Here is a 21013-nt window from a genome sequence, read left to right on the forward strand (position 1 = left end):
CCCCAGGTCACCCGGGTGACCTGGGGGTCTGACACGTTCGCGGGCCCACGCCCTGGAACGATCCAAGACGTGGCGCGGCCGGAGCAGTGCGCCTGCCCGGATCGGTCTGGGCGATCCGCGGTACGGGTGGGCGCACTGCTCCGACAGTCACGGCGGCCGCGCTCGGCCGCCGTGCCCCGGGCGACGTCTGGTGCTCACGCGGCCGTCACGCCACGCGCATGCCACCGATCGAGCGCGGGCGTCCACGACGACGCTTGCGGCTGCGCACGGTGCCGTCCACGACGATCTCTCCGCCCCACACGCCCCACGGCTCACGGCGCGCGAGAGCGCCCGCCAGGCACTGCGCCTTGAGCGGGCAGGCCGCGCAGGCGCGCTTCGCCTCTTCGAGGTCCGCCGGATGCTCCGCGAACCAGAGCTCGGGCTGTTCCGAGCACGGCACGGAGTCGTCGGTCTCGGTGATGATGTTCGCGAGGTCCACACTGGTCACAACGCAGAAGAGGGCTAAAGGGTTGGGTTTGGTGCATAATCCCTCCCAACTTTTCCTGAATTTCTTCGAAAGTCCCGGTGGCGGTATGCCCGCGGTGTGGTCAACGGGATGCCCACGGGCGGTCAGAACCGCTGCCCGGCGCGCCTAGGCTGGACCGTGTGACACCCACCGACGCCCGGAACGGGACGAGCAGAACCGCCCGGAAGAGCACCGAGAGCGGCCCGACCAGCCCCTCGTGGCTCGGCCTGGCCCTGCCGGTGGCGGGGCTCGTGGCGCTCGCCGCCCTCCTCGCGGCCGGCGCGTTCTCCGGGGCGTTCACCGCGTTCGCCAACTTCGCCGACCCGGGCGTGCTGGTGCGGTGGGGCGTGCCCGTCGCCACCGTGACCACCGAGCTGGCCGTGGCCGCGACCGTCGGCGCGCTCGCGCTGGCGGCCTGGGTGCTGCCGCGCGGGCCGCTCGTGGACCGCGCGATCGGGGTCGCGGGCGTCGCTGCCGGGGTGTGGACCGTCGCGGCGCTGGTGCAGCTCGTGCTGCGGTTCTCGTGGTCCACGTACCTGCCCCTGGACTCGCCGACGTTCGGCCCGGCCCTGATGGAGTACGTCTCGACCATCCCGGTGGGCCGCACCTACCTGGGCATCGTGATCGTCGCCGCGCTCACCGCGGCCGTCGCACTCCTCGTGCGGGGCCCGGTCGGCGCCCTGTGCACGATGGCGCTGCCGCTGGTCGCCCTCGGCATGCAGTCCTCCACGGGCCACGCTGCCGGCGCGGCCAGCCACGACCTCGCGATCTCGGCCCTGTTCCTGCACCTGGGCGGCGCCGCCCTCTGGATCGGCGGGCTGGCCGGGATCGTCCTCGTCGGGCTGCGGTACGCCGCGACCGCCGACGTGATCCGGCGGTACTCCGCGATCGCGATCTGGTGCTTCGCCGCCGTCGCCGTCTCCGGGCTGGTCAGCGCCTGGATCCGGATCGGGTCGCTCGACCAGCTCGGCACCGACTACGGCATCCTGATCGTAGTCAAGGCCGTGCTGCTGATCGTGCTGGGCGGCCTGGGCTGGCTGCACCGCAGCACCGTCGTGGCGCGCCTGTCCGCCGGCACCACGCGGAACGTGGCGATCGGCCTGTTCTGGCGCCTCGCGGCGGTGGAGGTCGCCGTGATGGGCGCCGTGTCCGGCGTGGCGGTCGCCCTCGGCTCCACGGCGCCCCCCGTGCCCGACGACGCGATCACGGACCCGACCCCGGCCGAGATCGTCACCGGCCACCCGCTGCCGCCCGAGCCGACGGTGCTGCGGTGGCTCACCGAGTTCCAGTGGGACGTCATCGTGGCGTTCGCGTGCGCGGCCGCCCTCATCGTGTACGTCCGGTGGGCGCTCCGGCTGCGCAAGCGGGGCGACGCGTGGCCGGTGGGGCGCACCGTCTCCTGGTGCCTCGGCATCGTGACCCTCTTCTGGGCCACGAACGGCGGCGCGGCCGTCTACGGCCACGTGCTGTTCAGCGCGCACATGGTCCAGCACATGATCCTGGCCATGGTGGTGCCGATCTTCCTCGTGCTGGCCGCGCCGATCACGCTGCTCGCCCGGGCCGTCCCCGCACGCAAGGACGACTCGCGGGGACCTCGCGAGTGGGTCCTGCTGCTCGTGCACTCGGCCTGGGGCCGCTTCCTCGCGAACCCAATCGTGGCCGCCGTCCTGTTCGCAGGCGGGATGATCGTCTTCTACTTCACGCCCCTGTTCGAGCTGGCCCTGACCACGTACGCGGGCCACCTGTGGATGATCCTGCACTTCACGCTCGTGGGGTATCTCTTCGCGAACGCGCTGATCGGCGTCGACCCGGGCCCGTCCCGGCCGGGGTACCCGATGCGCCTCGTGCTGCTGTTCGCCACCATGGCCTTCCACGCGTTCTTCGGCGTCACGCTGACGTCGGGCACGGCTCTGCTCGTCCCCGACTGGTTCGGGCTCATGGGCCGCCCGTGGGGGCCGAGCGCGATCGTGGACCAGCAGAAGGGCGGCGCGGTCGCGTGGGGCATCGGCGAGCTGCCGACGCTGCTGCTCGCCGTCGGCGTCGCCATCTCCTGGACCAAGTCCGACGCGCGCGAGGCCCGGCGCACCGACCGCAAGGCAGAGCGGGACGGCGACGCCGAGCTGGAGGCGTACAACGAGATGCTCGCCAAGAAGGCGGAGGAGGCGGCGCGCCGCGGGGAGGGCTGACCGCGTCCCGGGGAGCGCCGGATCCGGATGACGGATCCGGCAGGCGTGATCTATCCTGGCAACAAGCCTTCCCCCGCTGAGGGAACGGAAGTGAGGCCGGGAACTCCTGATGTAGGTCAGGACCCCGGCCTTCGCGCGTCTAGGACAGTTCGATGTCGATCTCGTCCACCTCCCCGAGTGCAGACCGGATGTCGAGGTCGAGCCCCTGCCGGGCACGGGCCACCGCGCCGGCGACGGCATCTGCCGCCCACAGCATCGGTTCGTCGTCCGGCGGGGAGTGCTCGATCCGGGTGCGGGTCACGAGCGTCCCGCGGGCGCGCAGGGCGTCGACCAGCTCCACGTCACGGCGGTTGAGCAGAGCGGACCGGGCCTCGAGCCAGACGTGGGATACGCCGATCCGTTCGAGCTCGAAGAGCAGCCGCTCCATGCACTTGCGGCGTGCGCGCTCCTGCCGTCGTGGCGCGATCGGCACGCCGACGACGACGATGCACGCGAGGTCCTGCGACGCGATCGCCGAGGCGATCTTGGCGCGGCGAGGAGCCTCCTCCTGCCTCCAGTGCAGACGGCCGCCCCGCTTGCGCACAAGCTCCCGGAGCGCATCGCGCGCCGGTTCGCACCTGCCCGGGTCCCCGACCACGGCCGCGAGCAGGTACATCCCCTCGGTCTGCCCGACCTGCTGCTTCATCGACTCGTCCACCCACGCGTGCAGCGTGAAGCCCACCGGCGAGCTCCCGGCCCTCTGTCCCATCGCGCGATATTCACATCCGAACGGCGGCCGTGCACGCCCAAACGCCATTGCATATACGCAACAGCTAGAAAACAGCAGCCCGCTCCTGTGGCGGGCTGCCAACCGCTCCGCGTCGCGTGAAACCTCATGTCGCACGCGGCTCCGGCGTGATAGGACGGCCGCGTGAGCGAATCTCCGCAGAACCCGCAGACCCCGTTCCACGACCTCGACCGGTATGTGGCGATCCCGCGCCTCACCGGCCTCACCGCCAGTCCGGACGGCACCCGTCTCGTCGCCACCCTGCAGACGCTCGACGGTGAGCGCACGGCCTACCGGACCGCCCTCTGGGAGGTGGACCCGGCGGGCGAGGCACCGGCACGGCGGCTGACCCGGTCCGCGAAGGGCGAGTCGTCCGCCGTCTTCACGCGGTCCGGCGACGTCCTGTTCACCTCGGCCCGGCCCGACCCCGACGGCAAGGACGCCGACGAGCCCCGGTCGGCCCTCTGGCTCCTGCCGGCGGGTGGCGGCGAGGCCCGCGTGATCGCGTCCCCGCAGAGCGGCGTCTCCGGCCCGCTCGCGGCGCGGGACGCCGACACGGTGAGCGTCGGCGCGAGCCTCCTGCCCTCCGCGAAGGACCTGGCGCAGGACGCCGAGCTCCGCAAGGCCCGCAAGGACCAGAAGGTGTCGGCGATCCTGCACAGCGGTTACCCCGTGCGGCTGTGGGACCACGACCTGGGTCCGGACGAGGAGCGTCGTCTGGTGGGCGACCTCGCGTCGCTCGTGGACGAGCCGGCGGCGCCGCTGCCGAAGGCCCCGCGTGCCGAGGGCGCCGCGCCGTCGGCCGACGAGGCGACGCCGGGCAAGCACCTCGACCTGCGCGACCTCACCGGTGCGGGCAAGCACCTGACGGACCACGCCGCGGACCTGTCCGCCGACGGCACGACCCTCGTCACCACCTGGAACGTGAGCGACCCCGGCGCGGCGGTGCGCGGCACCCTGGTCGTGCACGACACCGCCACCGGCGAGCGGCGCGTCCTGGTGGACGACCCGGACGCCGACACCGGAGCGCCGCGCATCTCGCCCGACGGCGCCTGGGTGGCCTACGTGACCGAGTCGATCTCGTCCCCGGACGAGGCGCCCGTGGTCCGCCTCGCCCTCGTGCCGACGGACGGCTCCGCGGAGCCGGTGGTCCTCGCGGACGACTGGGACCGCTGGCCCGGCCGCCCCACCTGGCTCCCGGACGGCAGCGGCCTGCTGGTCCAGGCCGACGACGACGGCCGTGGCCCGGTCTTCCTGCTCACGTTCTCGGGGGCGCTGCCCGGCGCCGACGTGGTCGTCGAGAAGGTGACGTCGGACGACGCCGTCTTCTCCGACCTGAACGTCACCCCCGACGGCGCGACCCTCTTCGCCCTGCGCAGCTCCTACGCGGCGCCCGCCGAGCCGGTCCGCGTCGACCTGGCGGCATTCGTCGCGTCCGGCTCCGCGGGGGAACGGACGCCGGTCGCGGCGACCCTGCTGCGCTCGCCGGTGCCGGCCCCGGCCCTGCCGGGCACGCTGACCGAGGTCGAGACCACCGCCGGGGACGGCACGCGCGTGCGCGCCTGGCTGGCGCTGCCCGCCGACGTCGGCCCGGACGCCAAGGCCCCGCTCCTGCTGTGGATCCACGGCGGACCGCTGGGCTCCTGGAACGCGTGGAGCTGGCGCTGGAACCCGTGGCTGATGGTCGCCCAGGGCTACGCGGTGCTGCTGCCGGACCCCGCGCTGTCGACCGGGTACGGCCAGGAGTTCGTGCAGCGCGGCTGGGGTGCCTGGGGCGGGGCGCCGTTCACGGACCTCATGGCGATCACGGACGCCGCGGAGGCGCTGCCCGAGATCGACGAGACCCGCACGGCCGCGATGGGCGGCTCGTTCGGCGGCTACATGGCCAACTGGGTGGCCGGGCACACCGACCGGTTCCAGGCCGTCGTGACGCACGCGAGCCTGTGGGCGCTGGACCAGTTCGGCCCCACCACGGACGCCTCGTTCTACTGGGCGCGCGAGATGACGCCCGAGATGGCGCTGGAGAACAGCCCGCACCTGTCGGTGGGCGAGATCCGCACCCCGATGCTCGTGATCCACGGCGACAAGGACTACCGCGTCCCGGTGGGTGAGGGCCTGCGCCTGTGGTTCGAGCTGCTCACGAAGTCGGGCCTCCCGGCGTCCGACGACGGCGAGACGGTGCACCGGTTCCTGTACTACCCGGACGAGAACCACTGGATCCTGACCCCGCAGAACGCCAAGGTCTGGTACCAGGTGGTCTCGGCGTTCCTCGCCGAGCGGGTGCTCGGGGAGACGCCCGAGCTACCGGCGACGCTCGGCTGACCGAGCGTTGCGCCGGGGTGGAGCGGGCGCTCGGCGTCCGCTCTGCTCCGGTGCCCGGGCCGGTTCCGGGTGTCAGCCCGCCCGGACGGCGCCTACGACGCGCACGCGCACCGCGACGTCGTTGATCTCCTCGGGGATCTTGTCCACGAGACGGGCGTCCGTCACGTTGACCTGCAGCACCCAGCTACCGCCGGGTCCTGCCACCTGCTCGACAAGCTCGTCCTCGGAGAGAACTTCGACCGGCGACCTGCCGGACGTGCCGGGCTGTGCTTGCTTTCGAGCGGGGTGCTCACGTGGTGGCTGGCTGATTGACGCCGTGAACTCTGGGGCGACGCCAACCCCGATCACACCGTCGAGCCCAGTCACTTTTTCCCGCAATGCGGCTTTTGCCGACCGAGCCTCGTCGAGTGTTGCCATCCCGATCACCTCCTGGTCATCCATTGTGTCCCCCGTGTCTACCCCCTTCCACCGGGACCGAGAGGGCCTGCGGGACCCACTTCGGCACCTCGGACAGCGCCGCAGGTCAGCCGGGTTGTAGGCCGCGACGCGCCGCGCCGACACGCCCATCGCGCCGATCGCCGATCGCGACACGCCCGGCGGGGGAAACGCTGGTGCGCATGCCGAACATCACCCGGGGGCACCCGGGCCCGCCCCGGGTGGAAGCGGGCCGTCGCGGACCTCATGCGAACGGATGGGCCTGCTCCCTCGCCAGCTCCACACCCAGTATCTCAAGGACCTGGTCGATCGGGTTGGCGTACGTGAGTCCCTTCCCGCTGCGGCCGCCCGACTCGGACCCGGCGAAGAGCAGACCGATGGCCACGCCGTCCTCCCGGTAGACGAGCGCACCCGAGTCCCCGCCCCGGGAGAACGGCCCGTCGTCGAGGCACTCGATCTCGATCTGGTCGTCGAAGGTGAGGGCGCCGAGGTCCTCGTAGCCGACGATGACGTCGTCCAGCTCGATGGCCGTGACCCGCCCGCGCGTGGTCGCCGTCGTCCGGCCCACCTTGCCGACGATCTCGCCGCCCAGGGCGCGGGCGGTCTTGACCACGCGCCCGACGGGGTAGTCGAAGCTGACCGGGACCCGGTCGAGGCGCGCGATCGCGGCGTCCGTGTACGACGGCTCGGCCGAGTCCAGGTCCACCACCTGCGTGAGCTCACCGATCCGGTCGCCGGGCGCCAGCCCGCCGTCCGCCGGCCCCGGCTGCAGGACGACGTCGCCGGGCCGCGCCTCGGGCGAGCCGGCCAGCACGTGGTAGTTCGACAGCGCGTACAGGTGGCCGTCGCCGGGCACGGCGCGGGTCACGAAGGCACCGAGCGTGCCCGCCGTGACGCCCACGTGGCCGATGGAGATGCCCGGCCGCAGCGGACGGCGCCGGTCGGTGTCGCCGTCCGCCTGCGACGTCGGCGCGGGCGGACGCGGGCCCAGCTCGCTCACCGGGCGGATGCGACCGGTGCGGCGGATGTCGGCGGTGGGCCCGATCTCCGCCGAGACCTTGCGCACGATCGAACGGGCCCGGGGCATCCCGAGCCGGTAGCGGACGGCGATGCCGAACTCGCCGTCCGCCTGTGGCACCAGACCCAGTGCCAGGGTGGGCGCCCGCACGGCGTCCGCGGCGTCGGCCTCCGTCTGGGCACCGGGCGACCGCGGTGTCGCCACGGCCCCGTGCTTCTCGGCTAGCTCTCGGGCGAAGGCTGTGAGCTGCTCCTTCATCTTCCTGGCCTGGTCGCGGTCCATGCCCTGATCCTCTCCTCACCCACCAACACGACACGGCAGCAAGTTGGCGACACGCCGATCTGCCCGGGAAAGTCATCCGATAGACGGATATCGCGCTGCCAGGTTTGCGCGGTACGTTCCTCTGCTACACCCAACCATGGCCGGGTGAAAGCCAGGAAGCCCCGAGGTGTCACAAAAGATCCTCGGCAGCCTCTTGAAACGTTGGCGGCGCCCGCTTCGGACGCCGAAGGACACGAAACGGCGAGAATGATCGGGACGATGGACGAGACGCGGAGCGCGCGGGTGACCCGCGCCGACGTGCGGGAGGCCCTCATGTGGGCCCTCGAGCGGGACCGCGCTGCCCTGCTCGCGCACCGTGCGGCCGTGCACTCCAGCAAGAGCGAGCTCACCCGCCGCCGGGCCGACAAGGCGCTGGTCGAGCAGTGGCGTGCCCGCAGGGCGGACGGCGGCAAGGACGCCGCGCCCCGGGAGTGACAATGGGCCGGTGAGCGCCACCGTCCAGAACTTTCCCCGGGTCCGTGCGTCCGAGCTCGTCGGGCGCGGCTGGCTGAACACCGGCGGCCGTACCGTCACGCTCTCCGAGCTGCGCGGCAAGATCGTGGTGCTCGACTTCTGGACCTTCTGCTGCATCAACTGCCTGCACGTCCTGGACGAGCTCCGCGAGGTCGAGGAGCGGCACCGCGACGAGCTCGTGATCATCGGCGTGCACTCGCCCAAGTTCGAGCACGAGGCCGACCCCGACGCGCTCGCGGCCGCCGTCGAGCGGTACGAGGTGCGCCACCCCGTGCTCGACGACCCCGAGCTGGTCACCTGGGGCGCATACACCGCGCGGGCCTGGCCCACGCTCGTGGTCATCGACCCCGAGGGCTACATCGTGGCGCAGATGGCGGGGGAGGGGCACGGCTCCGCCATCGCGGCGCTCGTGGACGACCTGGTCGCCGAGCACGCGCTGAAGGGCACCCTGCACCGCGGCTCGGGTCCGTACGTGCCGCCCGCCCCGGCGTCGGGCACGCTGCGGTTCCCCGCCAAGGCGCTCGCCCTGCCGAACGGCAACCTCCTGGTCGCGGACGCCGGGCACCACTCCCTCGCGGAGCTCGCGCCCGACGGCGAGACGCTGGTGCGGCGCATCGGTTCGGGCGAACGGGGCCTGGTGGACGGCGGGCCCGACGAGGCGCGGTTCTCGGAGCCGAACGGGCTGTGCCTGGTGCCCGCGGACCTGACCGCGAGCCTCGGGTACGACGTCGTGGTCGCCGACACGGTCAACCACGCCCTGCGCGGGGTGCGGCTGTCCGACGGCACCGTGCGCACCGTCGCCGGCACGGGGCAGCAGTTCATGGTGGGTGGCCAGGAGAACGTGGCCGGCACGGTCGGCGCGTTCGACACCGACGACGCGTACGACGCGCTGAGCGTCCGGCTGTCCTCGCCGTGGGACGTGGAGTGGTCCGCCGAGCGTGGCGTGTTCGTCGTCGCGATGGCCGGGAACCACACCCTGTGGGACTTCCACCCCGGCCCGCACCTCGACCAGGTCTCGCTGCTCGCGGGCACGATGAACGAGGGCCTGGAGGACGGCCCCGGCGAGGGCGCGTGGTTCGCGCAGCCCTCGGGCCTCGCGGCCGCGGCCGACGGCGCGCTGTGGCTCGCCGACGCCGAGACCTCCGCCCTGCGCCGCGTGGTGCCCGTGAGCGAGACCGAGGTGACCCTCGAGACCGCCGTCGGCCAGGGTCTGTTCGACTTCGGGCACCGCGACGGCGCTGCCGACCAGGCCCTGCTGCAGCACCCGCTCGGCGTGGCGGTGCTGCCGGACGGCAGCGTCGTCGTCGCCGATACCTACAACGGCGCCGTGCGCCGGTACGACCCGGCCTCCGGCGAGGTGACGACCCTGGCGAAGGACCTGGCGGAGCCGTCGGACGTGCTGGTCGAGGTCGCGGACGACGCCGTGCACCTGCTCGTCGTGGAGTCGGCCGCGCACCGGCTCACGCGGGTGGCGCTCCCGGCGGGCCTCGCGGGCGAGGTGCTCGACGCCGGCGCGCACAAGGTCGCCCGGCCCGCCACCGACGTGGCCGCGGGTGCGCTCCGGCTCGATGTGCCGTTCGCGCCCGCCCCGGGCCAGAAGCTCGACGACCGCTGGGGCCCGTCGACGTCGCTCCAGGTCAGCGCGACCCCGCCGGAGCTGCTGCTGTCGGGGGCGGGGAACGGGACGGACCTGTTCCGCGACCTGGTGATCAACCCCGACGTGGCCGAGGGCATCCTGCACGTGACCGCGAAGGCGGCGTCGTGCGACCAGGTGCCGCTGCTGCCGAACGGCGAGCCGGACCCCGACGTCTTCCCGGCCTGCCACCTGGCCCAGCAGGACTGGGGCGTCCCGGTCCGCGTGGCGCTGGACGGCTCCGCGGAGCTGACCCTGCCGCTCCGCGGCTGACCACTCAGCTCGCGAGCACTGCCGGCAGCTCGGTCAGCGAGTCGATCACGGTCGTGCGCGCGGCCTCGGGGCGCAGCGCGTGCAGGTAGCCCCACGGGCCGCGGCGGAGCAGGACCGGCCGCATCCCGGCGTCGGCGGCGGGGAGCACGTCGTTGTCGAGGCGGTCGCCCACGTAGGCGATCTCCTCCGGCGCGACGCCGGACAGCTCCGCGACCTTGACGAAGAACTCCGGCTCCGGCTTCTGGACGCCCCACTCGTCCGAGGTGCGGATCGCGCTCGCCGGCAGGTCCATCGCCTCCAGCGCGGCGCGTGCCTCGGGCGGCTGGTTCCCGGCGATGACGACGTCGAAGCCGGCCGCGCGCAGGGCCGCCAGCGCGGGGCGGACGTCGGGGTAGAGGTCGTCGGCGTCGAACCCGGTGCGCAGCCCGTCCGGGTCGTCGAGCGCCCAGGCGGCGGTCTCGGCCTGGAAGTCCAGCCCGGGCCGCAGCAGCTCGAAGGCCTCCCGGTGCGACAGGTCGAGCGCGGCGCAGCCGCCGAGCACCCCCAGGAACGTGAGCGGCGGGACGCCGAGCCGCTCGGCCCAGCGCAGCCAGATCCGGGACTCGTCGATCAGGGTCTCGCCGACGTCGAACACCACGGTGCGCACCATGGCCCCGACCCTAGGTCACGCGCGGGGCGCGGGGCGGGTGCGTCACGCCAGGCGGAACAGCGGGTCGCCCGCCCGGACGACGGCGCCCGGGCGGACCAGCTCGTCCAGCCCGTCGGTACCCAGGTCCAGGGCGACGACGGGCACCAGGGGCGACCGGCCGCCGTCCGCCACCGTGGTGGGGGACCAGACGACGAGCTCCTGGCCCGCGGTGACGGTGTCTCCCTCCTCGACCAGCAGCGTGAAGCCCTCACCCTTGAGCTGGACGGTGTCGATGCCGAGGTGCACGAGGACGCCCCGGCCCCCGGCGGGCTCGGCGCCCGCGGACGGCGCCAGCAGCACGAAGGCGTGCGGGTGCAGCTTGACCACGACGCCGGCGCACGGCGCCACGACTCGCCCGCCGGTCTCGGCATCGGGCTCGACCGCGAGACCCGGGCCGACGATGCTCTCCGCGAAGACGGGATCCGGTACGTCGCGCATCGCGACCACCCGTCCGGCGACGGGAGATCCGACGTTCAGGGCCTCGGCCATGCGGTCATCTTGTCAGAACGTCGCACCCGGCGATCGTCGGACGCCGCACCCGGCGAGCGGACCTCGCTCGGCCCGTCCGTCGCGTGTAACGTTCCGAGGACACTCGACGACGAGCCCGAGGGAGCGTACGGATGACGAGCGAGAGGCTCACGGGAGTCCCGGCGAGCCCGGGCCGGGCGGTGGGAACCGTGGTCCGGATGCCGGCCCGGGTGCCCGAGCCGAGCACGAGCCGCCTGTCGGGTTCCGCGGACGACGCCGTCCGTGCCGTCGAGGACGCCGCAGCCCGGGTGGAGGCCGATCTCGCGGAGCGCGCGGGCCGCGCGTCGGGCACCGCGGCCGACGTCCTCGCCGTCACCGCGGCCATGGCCGCCGACCCGACCCTCGCCGCCGCCGCGGCCCGCCGCGTGCGCGATGACCACCTCACGCCGGAACGCGCCGTGTGGGACGCCGCCGGGGCGGTGGCGTCCCAGCTCGAGTCGCTCGGCCCGCCGATGTCGGAGCGGGCCCGCGACGTGCGCGACGTGCGCGACCGCATCGTCGCCGCGCTCACCGGCGCCGCCCCGCCCGGCGTGCCTGACCCGGGGCACCCGTTCGTGCTCGTCGCGAGCGACCTCGCCCCCGCCGACACCGCGATGCTAGACCCCGCCGTGGTCACCGCGATCGTCACGGCGCGCGGTGGCCCCACCTCGCACATGGCCATCCTGGCGCGCGCCCTCGGCATCCCGGCCGTCGTCGCGCTGCCCGGGGCGAACGACCTCGTGGCCGGCGAGGAGCTGGTCGTCGACGGCACGCTCGGCACGGTCCTGCGCGCCCCGTCCGCCGACGACGTCGCCGGCGCCCGGCGCCGGGTCACCGCCGCCACGTTCGACGGCCGGGGCGTGACCCGCGACGGGTCCGAGGTGGAGCTCGTGGCGAACGTCGCCGACCCGGCGGCGGCCGAGGCCGCCGCGGCCGCGGGCGCGCGCGGCGTCGGCCTGTTCCGTACCGAGTTCTGCTTCCTGGGCCGGGGCGAGGAGCCCAGCGTCGAGGAGCAGGTGACCGCCTACCGGGCGGTGCTGTCCCACTTCCCGGGCCGCCGGGTGGTGGTCCGCACGCTCGACGCGGGCGCCGACAAGCCCCTGCGGTTCCTCACGCCGGACCACGAGGACAACCCGGCGCTCGGCGTGCGCGGGCTGCGCACCGCCGTCGCGCACCCGGACGTGCTGGACCGGCAGCTCGACGCGATCGCCCGGGCCGCCGCCGCGGAGACCGCCGAGGTCTGGGTGATGGCGCCGATGGTCGCGACCGTGGACGAGTCCCGCGACTTCGCGGCGGCGTGCGCGGCGCACGGCCTGGAGCAGCCGGGGATCATGATCGAGACGCCGGCCGCCGCGCTGCAGGCGCGGCACCTGCTGGCCGAGGTGTCGTTCGCGAGCCTGGGCACCAACGACCTCACGCAGTACACGATGGCTGCTGACCGGGACCTGGCCGGGGTGGCCGTCCTGTCGACCCCGTGGCAGCCCGCCGTCCTCGAGCTCGTCCGGGTGGCGAGCGAGGGCGGGGCGTTGCATGGTGCTCCGGTGGGGGTGTGCGGCGAGGCCGCGGCCGATCCGCTGCTCGCGCCCGTCCTCGTGGGACTGGGCGTAACGTCGTTGTCCATGACACCTCGTGCTCTGGCGGACGTCGCGGGTACCCTCGCAGGCGTGTCCCGTGACGAGTGCGTGGAGCTCGCGAGGGCCGTCCTCGAGTGCTCGACCGCCCAGGCGGCGCGCGACCTGGCGCGAGAACGTCTCCTCACGTGAACCTCATCTGAACCCCACGGTCACATCTCAGTTACGAAGGCGCTTTAAGGTGGCCCGCATGCCCGAACCGATCCGGACCGAACCGCAGGAGCCCGCCGCACCCGACGTGCAGGTCACGCTCTCGACGGCGTCGGTCTTCCCTCGCCGTGTGCCGCTGGCCTTCGAGGCCGCGGCCGAGCTCGGCTACGACGGCATCGAGGTGATGATCTGGTCGGAGGAGGTCACCCAGAACCCGCGCTCGCTCGCGAAGCTCGCCGCCGACAACGGCATGCCGGTGCGGTCGGTGCACGCGCCGACGCTGCTGGTGAGCCAGCGGGTCTGGGGCCGGTCTCCGGACGCGAAGCTGGAGCGGACCACGGAGATGGCGCTGGAGCTCGGCGCGGGCACGGTCGTGGTGCACCCGCCGTTCCGCTGGCAGTACAAGTACGCGCGGCAGTTCCAGGACCAGGTGCGCGAGCTGAGCGAGACCACCGGCGTCACGATCGCCGTCGAGAACATGTACCCCTGGCGGGGTGGCCGGCGCGAGTTCCAGGCCTACCTGCCCGGCTGGGACCCCGCCGAGCACGACTACGACTACGTGACCCTCGACCTGTCGCACGCGAGCGTGGCCCAGCAGGACGCGCTCACCCTCCTGCACACGTTCGGCGACCGGCTGCGGCACGTGCACCTCGCGGACGGCAACCACGGCGCGCGGGACGAGCACCTGGTCCCGGGCCGCGGCAGCATGCACGCCGAGAAGGTGCTCCAGGAGCTGGTGGCGCGCCGCTGGAGCGGCGACGTCTGCGTGGAGATCTCGACCCGCGCGGCGCGCACGGCCGCCGAGCGGCACGACGACCTGGCCGCCTCGCTGCAGTTCGCGCGGGCCTACCTGTCGCCCACGCCGCACGAGTTCCACACCCCGCCGGGGCCGCACCACCGCGAGCACGACGCCTGGTGACGAGCTGCTGTGACCTTGCTCTCGAACTGTTTCGATCCTGAGGGGCGGCGGGGCTAGACTGGCCCCCGTCGAGAAGGTACTGGTGCGGCGGACCGCCGCAGGACGAAGGAGGTGGCGCGCATGACCCGTAGCGAGCCTCCGAGTAGTCCGAACCGCAGCTAGCTGACGGTTCCCCTGCCCGCGTGTCCGCGGGTTCCTGCGCACCGGTGCGCTCCGCCCCCTGTCGGGGCGTGAGGTCCACCGGTCGCCCGGCCGTCCGCTGCTGCGGTGTGCGTTCGCAGTCCTTTTTCCTGCGCTCGACCCCAGGAGTACCCCCATGGCCACGTTCCTGCCCTCCCGCCCTGCCCGTCCGCTGCTCGGCGCGCTGCGCCAGCGCCGCACCGTCGGCGTGCCCGACGTCGCCCCGCGCCCCGTCGCCCCCGAGCCGCGCTCCGCGGTGGTCGCCGCCGCGATCTACGACGACGGCGTCCGCACCGCCGGCTACGACAACCTCGCCGAGACCTTCAGCGCGCTCCGGTCCCGCCCCGGCGGCATGGCCTGGATCGGGCTGGAGCGCCCCGAGGAGACCGAGCTGACGTCGCTCGCGCGCGAGTTCGACCTGCACCCGCTCGCCATCGAGGACGCCATCCAGGCGCACCAGCGCCCCAAGATCGAGCGCTACGGCGACACCCTGTTCGTCGTGCTGCGTGCCGCCCGCTACCTGGACGACGCCGAGGAGGTCGAGTTCGGCGAGCTGCACGTGTTCGTGGGGCCCGACTTCGTGGTGACCGTGCGGCACGGCGCCTCGCCCGACCTCGCCGCGGTGCGCACGCGCCTGGAGGCGGACCCCGAGATGCTTGCGCGCGGCCCCGAAGCGGTGCTCTACGCCATCCTCGACAGCGTCGTGGACGGGTACGCGCCGGTCGTCGCCGGGCTGGACCACGACATCGACGAGATCGAGTCCGACGTCTGGGGCGGTGCGCCCGACGTGTCGCGGCGCGTCTACGAGCTGTCCCGCGAGGTGCTCGACTTCCAGCGGGCCGTGCGGCCGGAGCAGGCGCTGTGCGCCTCGCTCGCCAAGGGCGCCGACAAGTACGGCGTGGACCCGGAGCTGCAGGCCTACCTGCGCGACGTCGCGGACCACCTCACCGAGGCCGCCGACCGGATCGAGGTCTTCCGCGCCGCGCTGCGCGACATCCTGACCGTGGCCGCGACGCTCGTCGCGCAGCGGCAGAACGAGGAGATGAAGCACCTCTCCGAGGTCAGCATCCGCCAGGGCGAGGAGGTCAAGAAGATCTCCGGCTGGGCGGCCATCCTGTTCGCCCCGACCCTCGTGGGCACGGTCTACGGCATGAACTTCGACTCCATGCCGGAGCTGGGCTGGGCATGGGGGTACCCGGCGGCGCTGGTCGCGATGCTCGCCGTGAGCGTTGGCCTGTTCGGCGTCTTCCGCTGGAAGCGCTGGATCTGATCGGCCGCGCGGGGGCCGGGCCTGCCGGCCCGGCCGCGGCCCGGCGTCCGGCATCGGCTCCCGGTCAGGCGGGGTCGAGGGTCTCCGGGTCGGGCAGACCGGCGATGTACTTGTGCCCGACGACGGCGACGACCAGGCCGGCCGCCGCCCCGACGAGCAGCGGGGTGCTGTAGCCCGAGCGGGCCAGCAGTCCGCCGAGGAGCGAGCCGAGCGGCATCGCGCCCCACAGGGCGGTGCGCCAGGTGCCGTGCACCCGGCCGAGCAGGTGGTTCGGCACCGCGGCCTGACGCAGGGACATGACCAGCACGTTCCACGTCGTCGTGCAGCCGAACGAGACGAAGATCGCGATCGCGCCCACCCAGACCAGTGGGAACGCGCCGGCCAGGAACCAGGCCCCGAGGCCGACGGCGTTCGCGACCGCCATCACGGGTCCCGTCCGGAAGCGCGCCTTGAGCCGGCCCGTGATCGCCGCGGCGGTCAGGGCGCCCAGCGCACCGGCCAGCATGAAGGTGCCGTACCAGGCCTCGGGCACGTCGAGCCGGTCCAGGATGAACAGCACCAGCGTGGACGTGATGGCGGCGTGGCAGATGCCGATGAGCACGCTCACGATCCACAGCGGCCGCAGCATGGCGCTGGCCCAGATGAACCGGAAGCCCGCGACGAGCTCGGACCGCCAGCCCGCGGCGGGGGCGGCCTCGCTGTCTCGGCCCACCTCGGTGGCTGTCGGCTCGTCCGGCGTCGGCCCGGCGACCGGCTCCGCACGACGCCGGCGCGCGGCGATCCCGGACGCGACGGCGGGCAGCGCCAGCGCCAGCCCGCCGGCCACCGCGTACGCGGCGGCGTTCAGCCCGAGCGCCCAGGCCGCGGAGAACGCGAGCAACCAGGACGTGAGCGGCTGGGAGAGGAACTGCTGCACCACGATCTCGGTGGCCTCGATGCGCGAGTTCGCGCGCGGCAGGTCGCCGCGGCCCACGAGGGACGGGACCACGGCGCGGATGGCGCCGTCGTACACCGTCTCCAGCACGCCGTACAGGAGCACCACGAGCAGGAGCCACCAGATGGTGAGCGCGCCCGCGAGGTGCAGGGCGAGGAGGCCGCCGGCCACGAGGGCGCGGACCCCGCCCGCCAGGGCGAGGGCGAGCCGGCGGTCGATCCGGTCCACGAGCACGCCGGCCGGGATGGCGAACAGGAGCCAGGGCAGCAGCGCGGCGACCGCCACGAGGGACACGAGCAGCGGGTCGTTCGTCAGCTGCGCGGCCAGCAGCGGCGCGGCGACGCGCGCGATGCCGTCGCCCAGGCTCGAGCTGAGGTTGGCGGCGACGACCCGGGTGAACGCGCCGCCGAGCGGCGCCGGCCGCATCGCGGGCGCGGGCTCGGAGCTCACGGCGGGAGAGGACACGGGCCCGAGGCTACCGCGTCGAAGGCAGGGGTTTTCACCCGAAATGCCGACAGCGAAGGTTCCCGACGGGGGTCCGGACGACTAAGCGGGTACGCGCTCCGGCACCCGCGCCCCGACGGCGCGGAGCACGAACGACTCGGCGGCGCGGATCGTGCGCTCGCGCGCCACGGGCTCGTCAGGGATGAGGCGCCCCGACAGGCAGGCGTTGACCAGGTGCACAGTGGGTTCGATGTCCTGGGGCGGGAACGTCCCCGCCTCGATCCCGGCGGTGAGGATCCGGCGCAGGATCGCCTCCACGATGTCGGCGTGCTCCCGCAGGCGCTGCTGCGTGGCGCGGGACAGGACCGTCCGCAGGTCCGGGCCGGGGGCGAGGTGGAAGACGCGGGTGAGCTGAGCCTGCTGGCGGATGTAGGTACGCAGCTGTTCCACGGGGTCGCTCACGCCGTCCAGCGCGCGCTCCAGCGTGTGGGCGTACTGCTCCGTCTCGTGCGTGATGAACCCGAGGAGCAGCGCTTCCTTGTCGTGGAAGTGGTTGTAGACAGCGGTGCGGCCGACGTTCGCCGCGGCGGCGATGTCGGCCAGCGTGATGGTGTCGAACCCGCGCTCAGCCATGAGGGTGGACAGAGCGGTGAACAGCTTGTGCCTCGTCATCTGGCGGTGCTCGTGCAGGCTCTTGCCGATGATCTTGGGCATGCTGACATCATATGCCCGCCTCGTCAGTAACTGGAACGCGGGATCGGAGGCGCAGGCTGCCCGCGCGCGTATTCATCCGTCAGATGCCGTTAAGTCTTGATAGATCTCGTTTGTATGCACCGAGACGGCGATATTGATGATTTTGCACTGAGACTCAGTCGCCCAGAAATGTCGATGAAGTGCCCGAGGCGATGCCGCGGAATTACGCCGTCCGTTGCCCTAATTGCGTGAGCCCTTCGTCACGAGTGTGTTTCCTCTCTGTAACACGCCTGCATCATGGGCGAAAGTGCCCGGCAGTAAGGTGCCCGCATGACATTTCTGGCGGGTGTGATTCCAGCGGAACACGCCTCGGGTCACCTTCTGATCCTGCCCAGTACGAACGGCCCCGTGGCGGTCAGCGAGCTCGCCGCCGCGTGGTTCTCGGAGGTCGCGTGGCTCCGAGAACCGTCCCGCGCCTCGGGCGCGCGGCGCATGGCCGGGTCCCGGTTCCGGGGCATGGCGCAGCCCGACTCGCTCGTTCCTGGTGTCATGCGTCTGGGGGAGGCGCACGTCGCGACCGGCCCCTTCGAGGTCGGCGAGGCGCACCTCGCCGAGCTGTCGATCCCCGCCACCAAGGCGGAGGCGTACTCCATTGCGCGCAGCGACGGCCTGCGCGACGTGCGCGGCGCCGCCCCGACGTCGTACGACGACCGGGACGGGATCGCCCGCGCCTTCCCGCACGCCCTCCCGCAGGGCGAGGAGCTTCGCATCGTGCAGTGGATGGTCGCGGCGGCGCGCAAGACCTCCGGCGGCGTGCTCGCCGACGGCCGGCAGCCGCTGCTCCCCGACCCCGCGGCGTCCGTCAACCTGGCCCTCTACTCCGCGCACGCGCTGCAGCCCACGGACGTGCTGCCCATGCTCCGGTCGTTCATCGCCACGGCCGACGTGTCCGCCGAGCAGGTCACGCCGGACGGGTCCCCGCGCTACACGCTCGCGGGCAGCACCGCGTATGACGGCTCGATCGTGGTCGACGTCGAGCGCGTCGACCGGGTGCCGCGCGCCCTCGGGGCGCTGGACTGGCGCAGCTACGGTCCGTTCGCCTACCGCCTCACCTGGATGCCGGCCGACCCCTACGAGCTGGAGCTCGAGCACGGGTCGGGCCTGCACGTCATCGCCCGGGCGCGCATGCGCGTCTCGCTCGCCCGCCTCGGCGTGTCCCTCCACAGCCGCATCGCCGGCATCGTCGTGGACGACGGCGGCTTCATCGCCACCCCGGAGGAGCTGGACGGGCGCAACGACTCGGCCACGGGTGGCGCTCCGGGATCTCGTGCCTGGGTCTGACGGAATTAGTTATCCACAGATTTGATCCACAGCCCTGTGTGTTGTGTGGGAAATTCGGGGTTCTTCCTGTGGATAGAACTGTGTAATACCGCAGGGTGAAAATTACAACCCTGGAGCGGTTGCCGCTGGTGCGACACGCGGATAGAAACGTTGGCAGTGGTTCGACGATCCGGGTGCAGATGCGGTGCGCTGCAGCAGTACCGACCGGCCCGGGCATCGGACACATGGTCGACCGGAGAACGACAGGACGTCCCGTACCGCGGTGCGGGCTGTGGATGACGCCACAGGTGCCTGTACGGGGCCGGAAGACCGCCCGCGTTCGAGGTGTTCGTGCAGAACAGGCCTGGCGATCCGGGTCTGACGAGCGCATCGGAGTCGTGACGTCGACACGGCGCCCCTGGTACGCGCCGAGCGCGGGCCACGGGTATGCGGTTGCCAGGGCCCCCGGCCTGCCCCGGGGGCCCTGGCCCCTCCCCGGGGTCCTCCCGCGCGATCTAGGCTCGGGCCATGAGCAACCTCGAGACCCGGCCGACCGAGCAGGTCTGCGTCGCGGGTGAGCAAGGCGACGGCATCGAGCTCCTCACCCCGCGCGACGTGCCGCTCGGCGGGCCGCGGGCGATGGACGTCCGGCGCACCATCCCGCAGCGCGCGCGGTCCCTCGTCGGGGCGTGGTGCTTCAGCGACCACTACGGCCCCGACGACGTCTCCGACAGCGAGGGCATGCAGGTCCCGCCCCACCCGCACACCGGGCTGCAGACCGTGAGCTGGCTCTTCGAGGGCGAGATCCTGCACCGCGACTCCGTGGGCTCGCTGCAGACGGTCCGGCCCGGCGAGCTCAACCTCATGACGGCGGGCATGGGCATCTCGCACTCGGAGGAGTCGCCCGCCGGGGTGCGTCCGCCCCGGCTGCACGGAGTGCAGCTGTGGACGGCGCTGCCCGGCTCCGCGCTCGGTGCCGACCCGCACTTCGAGCACCACGGGGACCTCCCGGTCGTGCGTGCGGACGGCGCCGTCGTGCAGGTGTTCATGGGGCGGCTCACCGTGGCGGGGGAGGAGCTGGCCTCGCCCGCGACGGCCTACACGCCGCTCGTGGGGGCGCAGGTCGATCTCGAGCCGGGGGCGGAGGTGCGGATCGACGTCGACGCGGGGCACGAGCACGCCCTGCTCGTCGACGCCGGTGACGTGACGTTCGAGGGCAGCGCCGTGCCGCCGTCGAACCTCGGCTACGTGGCGCCGGGCCGGTCCACGCTCGTGGTGCGCGCCGGGGCGGGGGCGCCGGCACGGGCAGTCCTGATCGGCGGCCTGCCGTTCGAGGAGGACGTCATCATGTGGTGGAACTTCATGGGCCGCACCCACGAGGACATCGTGCGGGCCCGAGACGGCTGGATGGCGCAGATCGCCGAGCTCGACGGCGGCACGACCGGGTACGCGGCCGGCGCCGAGGGGCGGCTGTTCGGCCAGGTGCACGGATATCCGAGCGGGCCGCTGCGCGCGCCCGCGCTGCCGGACCTGCGGCTCAAGCCGAGGGCGCGTCCCGGCCAGGGCTGACCGGCCGCAGCAGCGGCGGGTGCAGCACGGCCGCGCTCGGGTCGACGCCGGGCGCGAGCCGGAACAGCTCGGCCGGGCGGCCGGGTCCTCCTCCGCCCAGGCGCCCCGTCGGCTCCAGGAAGCCCGGGGTGCCCGTGGCCTTGCGGTGGAAGTTGCGCGCGTCGAGCTGCGTGCCCCAGACCGCCTCGTAGACGCCGCGCAGCTCCGCGACCGTGAACTCGGGCGGGCAGAACGCGGCCGCCAGCGGGGAGTACTCGATCTTGGCGCGGGCCCGCTCCACGCCGTCGGCCAGGATGCCGTCGTGGTCGAAGGCGAGGCCTGCGCCCCGCCCGCCGCCGAGCCCGCCGACGGGTACCCAGCGGGCCTCGGCCGCGTCGCCGCCCGCCGCGGGCAGCCCGAAGGCCGGCGCGAGCAGGAGGTAGGCGACCGAGAGCACGGGGCCGCGCGGGTCACGCCCGAGGGGTCCGTACGTGCGGAGCTGTTCCAGGTGCCACGGGCCGGTGCCGGTCGCGCCGGCCGGGACGGTCAGCCCGGTCTCCTCCGCGAGCTCCCGCCCCGCCGCCTGCTCCAGGGTCTCGCCCGGTAGCACGAACCCGCCCGGCAGCGCCGCCCGGCCACGGTGCGGCTCCAGGAGGCGGTCGACGACGAGCGCCTGCAGGGCGCCGTCGCGCACCGTGAGCGCCACGACGTCGACGGTGACGGGGAAGGCGCCCGCGGAGTCGGGTACGGCGGACGGGACGGGTGTGGTGCGGGCCATGCCTCGACCGTACATTCT

Annotated in this window: 18 protein-coding genes; 9 read left to right on the top strand and 9 right to left on the bottom strand. The window is 73.4% G+C overall.

The window, feature by feature from the left end:
* Positions 1-205 precede the first annotated feature (205 nt).
* A complete protein-coding gene (locus ACFWEJ_RS05385) occupies positions 206-478 on the bottom strand; it encodes a WhiB family transcriptional regulator (protein ID WP_182620063.1) in 273 nt (90 codons plus the stop codon).
* A 167-nt stretch (positions 479-645) separates the two neighbouring features.
* Here ACFWEJ_RS05385 and ACFWEJ_RS05390 point away from each other — a divergent pair, with 167 nt between their 5' ends.
* Positions 646-2691 carry a cytochrome c oxidase assembly protein gene (locus tag ACFWEJ_RS05390; protein ID WP_377228179.1) on the top strand — a complete coding sequence of 682 codons (2046 nt, stop codon included), beginning with the start codon at positions 646-648 and terminating at the stop codon, positions 2689-2691.
* Positions 2692-2830: 139 nt separating this feature from the next.
* Here ACFWEJ_RS05390 and ACFWEJ_RS05395 read toward each other — a convergent pair whose 3' ends face one another.
* Positions 2831-3439, bottom strand: a complete 609-nt coding sequence (locus tag ACFWEJ_RS05395; RefSeq protein WP_377228180.1) for a hypothetical protein — start codon at positions 3437-3439, stop codon at positions 2831-2833.
* 162 nt (positions 3440-3601) lie between these two features.
* Between ACFWEJ_RS05395 and ACFWEJ_RS05400 the strand changes: the two genes are divergently transcribed.
* A complete protein-coding gene (locus ACFWEJ_RS05400) occupies positions 3602-5779 on the top strand; it encodes a prolyl oligopeptidase family serine peptidase (protein ID WP_377228181.1) in 2178 nt (725 codons plus the stop codon).
* Between the two features lie 72 nt (positions 5780-5851).
* Here ACFWEJ_RS05400 and ACFWEJ_RS05405 read toward each other — a convergent pair whose 3' ends face one another.
* Both ACFWEJ_RS05405 and ACFWEJ_RS05410 read right to left on the bottom strand, forming a co-directional pair.
* On the bottom strand, positions 5852-6196 hold the full coding sequence (locus ACFWEJ_RS05405; RefSeq protein ID WP_377228182.1) for a hypothetical protein: 345 nt from the start codon (positions 6194-6196) through the stop codon (positions 5852-5854).
* Positions 6197-6458: 262 nt separating this feature from the next.
* The gene (locus tag ACFWEJ_RS05410; RefSeq protein WP_377228183.1) at positions 6459-7514 is read right to left on the bottom strand and encodes a hypothetical protein; all 1056 of its coding nucleotides are present in this window, start codon (positions 7512-7514) and stop codon (positions 6459-6461) included.
* Between the two features lie 258 nt (positions 7515-7772).
* Here ACFWEJ_RS05410 and ACFWEJ_RS05415 point away from each other — a divergent pair, with 258 nt between their 5' ends.
* Together ACFWEJ_RS05415 and ACFWEJ_RS05420 are read left to right on the top strand one after the other, a co-directional pair.
* Positions 7773-7988 carry a hypothetical protein gene (locus ACFWEJ_RS05415; protein WP_377228184.1) on the top strand — a complete coding sequence of 72 codons (216 nt, stop codon included), beginning with the start codon at positions 7773-7775 and terminating at the stop codon, positions 7986-7988.
* Positions 7989-7998: 10 nt separating this feature from the next.
* The gene (locus ACFWEJ_RS05420) at positions 7999-9933 is read left to right on the top strand and encodes an NHL domain-containing thioredoxin family protein (protein ID WP_377228185.1); all 1935 of its coding nucleotides are present in this window, start codon (positions 7999-8001) and stop codon (positions 9931-9933) included.
* A 4-nt stretch (positions 9934-9937) separates the two neighbouring features.
* Here the strand turns inward: ACFWEJ_RS05420 and ACFWEJ_RS05425 are convergent, their stop codons facing one another.
* Together ACFWEJ_RS05425 and ACFWEJ_RS05430 are read right to left on the bottom strand one after the other, a co-directional pair.
* Positions 9938-10582 (bottom strand): HAD family hydrolase, encoded by a 645-nt coding sequence (locus ACFWEJ_RS05425; protein ID WP_377228186.1) that lies wholly within the window; start codon positions 10580-10582, stop codon positions 9938-9940.
* A 42-nt stretch (positions 10583-10624) separates the two neighbouring features.
* Positions 10625-11110 carry a PTS glucose transporter subunit IIA gene (locus tag ACFWEJ_RS05430; protein WP_377228187.1) on the bottom strand — a complete coding sequence of 162 codons (486 nt, stop codon included), beginning with the start codon at positions 11108-11110 and terminating at the stop codon, positions 10625-10627.
* 131 nt (positions 11111-11241) lie between these two features.
* Between ACFWEJ_RS05430 and ptsP the strand changes: the two genes are divergently transcribed.
* The 3 genes from ptsP (at position 11242) to ACFWEJ_RS05445 (ending at position 15278) form a co-directional block, all read left to right on the top strand.
* Entirely contained in the window at positions 11242-12891 is a 1650-nt protein-coding gene (ptsP, locus tag ACFWEJ_RS05435; protein ID WP_377228188.1) for a phosphoenolpyruvate--protein phosphotransferase, read from the top strand.
* Between the two features lie 58 nt (positions 12892-12949).
* The gene (locus ACFWEJ_RS05440; RefSeq protein ID WP_377228189.1) at positions 12950-13828 is read left to right on the top strand and encodes a sugar phosphate isomerase/epimerase family protein; all 879 of its coding nucleotides are present in this window, start codon (positions 12950-12952) and stop codon (positions 13826-13828) included.
* Positions 13829-14144: 316 nt separating this feature from the next.
* Positions 14145-15278, top strand: a complete 1134-nt coding sequence (locus ACFWEJ_RS05445; RefSeq protein ID WP_377228190.1) for a magnesium and cobalt transport protein CorA — start codon at positions 14145-14147, stop codon at positions 15276-15278.
* Positions 15279-15342: 64 nt separating this feature from the next.
* Here ACFWEJ_RS05445 and ACFWEJ_RS05450 read toward each other — a convergent pair whose 3' ends face one another.
* Both ACFWEJ_RS05450 and ACFWEJ_RS05455 read right to left on the bottom strand, forming a co-directional pair.
* A complete protein-coding gene (locus tag ACFWEJ_RS05450; protein WP_377228191.1) occupies positions 15343-16677 on the bottom strand; it encodes an MFS transporter in 1335 nt (444 codons plus the stop codon).
* A gap of 81 nt (positions 16678-16758) precedes the next feature.
* Positions 16759-17370 (bottom strand): TetR/AcrR family transcriptional regulator, encoded by a 612-nt coding sequence (locus ACFWEJ_RS05455; protein WP_285106540.1) that lies wholly within the window; start codon positions 17368-17370, stop codon positions 16759-16761.
* A 387-nt stretch (positions 17371-17757) separates the two neighbouring features.
* On the opposite strand from ACFWEJ_RS05455, the gene ACFWEJ_RS05460 reads away from it, so the two are divergent.
* Positions 17758-18690 carry a hypothetical protein gene (locus ACFWEJ_RS05460; protein WP_377228192.1) on the top strand — a complete coding sequence of 311 codons (933 nt, stop codon included), beginning with the start codon at positions 17758-17760 and terminating at the stop codon, positions 18688-18690.
* 507 nt (positions 18691-19197) lie between these two features.
* Positions 19198-20238: a pirin family protein gene (locus tag ACFWEJ_RS05465; RefSeq protein ID WP_377228193.1), complete on the top strand. Its 1041-nt coding sequence runs from the start codon at positions 19198-19200 to the stop codon at positions 20236-20238.
* Here the strand turns inward: ACFWEJ_RS05465 and ACFWEJ_RS05470 are convergent.
* Positions 20207-20995: an NUDIX domain-containing protein gene (locus ACFWEJ_RS05470; RefSeq protein ID WP_377228194.1), complete on the bottom strand. Its 789-nt coding sequence runs from the start codon at positions 20993-20995 to the stop codon at positions 20207-20209. The two genes, ACFWEJ_RS05465 and ACFWEJ_RS05470, sit on opposite strands and share 32 nt — an antisense overlap.
* Positions 20996-21013: the final 18 nt, after the last annotated feature.

The organism is Promicromonospora sp. NPDC060204 (assembly GCF_042728455.1).
Classification (GTDB): domain Bacteria; phylum Actinomycetota; class Actinomycetes; order Actinomycetales; family Cellulomonadaceae; genus Promicromonospora.

Coding starts and splice junctions, on each gene's coding strand:
- ACFWEJ_RS05410 (WP_377228183.1), bottom strand. CDS start 7,514: ATGGACCGCGACCAGGCCAGGAAGATGAAGGAGCAGCTCACAGCCTTC.
- ptsP (WP_377228188.1), top strand. CDS start 11,242: ATGACGAGCGAGAGGCTCACGGGAGTCCCGGCGAGCCCGGGCCGGGCG.
- ACFWEJ_RS05415 (WP_377228184.1), top strand. CDS start 7,773: ATGGACGAGACGCGGAGCGCGCGGGTGACCCGCGCCGACGTGCGGGAG.
- ACFWEJ_RS05430 (WP_377228187.1), bottom strand. CDS start 11,110: ATGGCCGAGGCCCTGAACGTCGGATCTCCCGTCGCCGGACGGGTGGTC.
- ACFWEJ_RS05405 (WP_377228182.1), bottom strand. CDS start 6,196: ATGGCAACACTCGACGAGGCTCGGTCGGCAAAAGCCGCATTGCGGGAA.
- ACFWEJ_RS05445 (WP_377228190.1), top strand. CDS start 14,145: ATGGCCACGTTCCTGCCCTCCCGCCCTGCCCGTCCGCTGCTCGGCGCG.
- ACFWEJ_RS05465 (WP_377228193.1), top strand. CDS start 19,198: ATGAGCAACCTCGAGACCCGGCCGACCGAGCAGGTCTGCGTCGCGGGT.
- ACFWEJ_RS05440 (WP_377228189.1), top strand. CDS start 12,950: ATGCCCGAACCGATCCGGACCGAACCGCAGGAGCCCGCCGCACCCGAC.
- ACFWEJ_RS05455 (WP_285106540.1), bottom strand. CDS start 17,370: ATGCCCAAGATCATCGGCAAGAGCCTGCACGAGCACCGCCAGATGACG.
- ACFWEJ_RS05470 (WP_377228194.1), bottom strand. CDS start 20,995: ATGGCCCGCACCACACCCGTCCCGTCCGCCGTACCCGACTCCGCGGGC.
- ACFWEJ_RS05395 (WP_377228180.1), bottom strand. CDS start 3,439: ATGGGACAGAGGGCCGGGAGCTCGCCGGTGGGCTTCACGCTGCACGCG.
- ACFWEJ_RS05425 (WP_377228186.1), bottom strand. CDS start 10,582: ATGGTGCGCACCGTGGTGTTCGACGTCGGCGAGACCCTGATCGACGAG.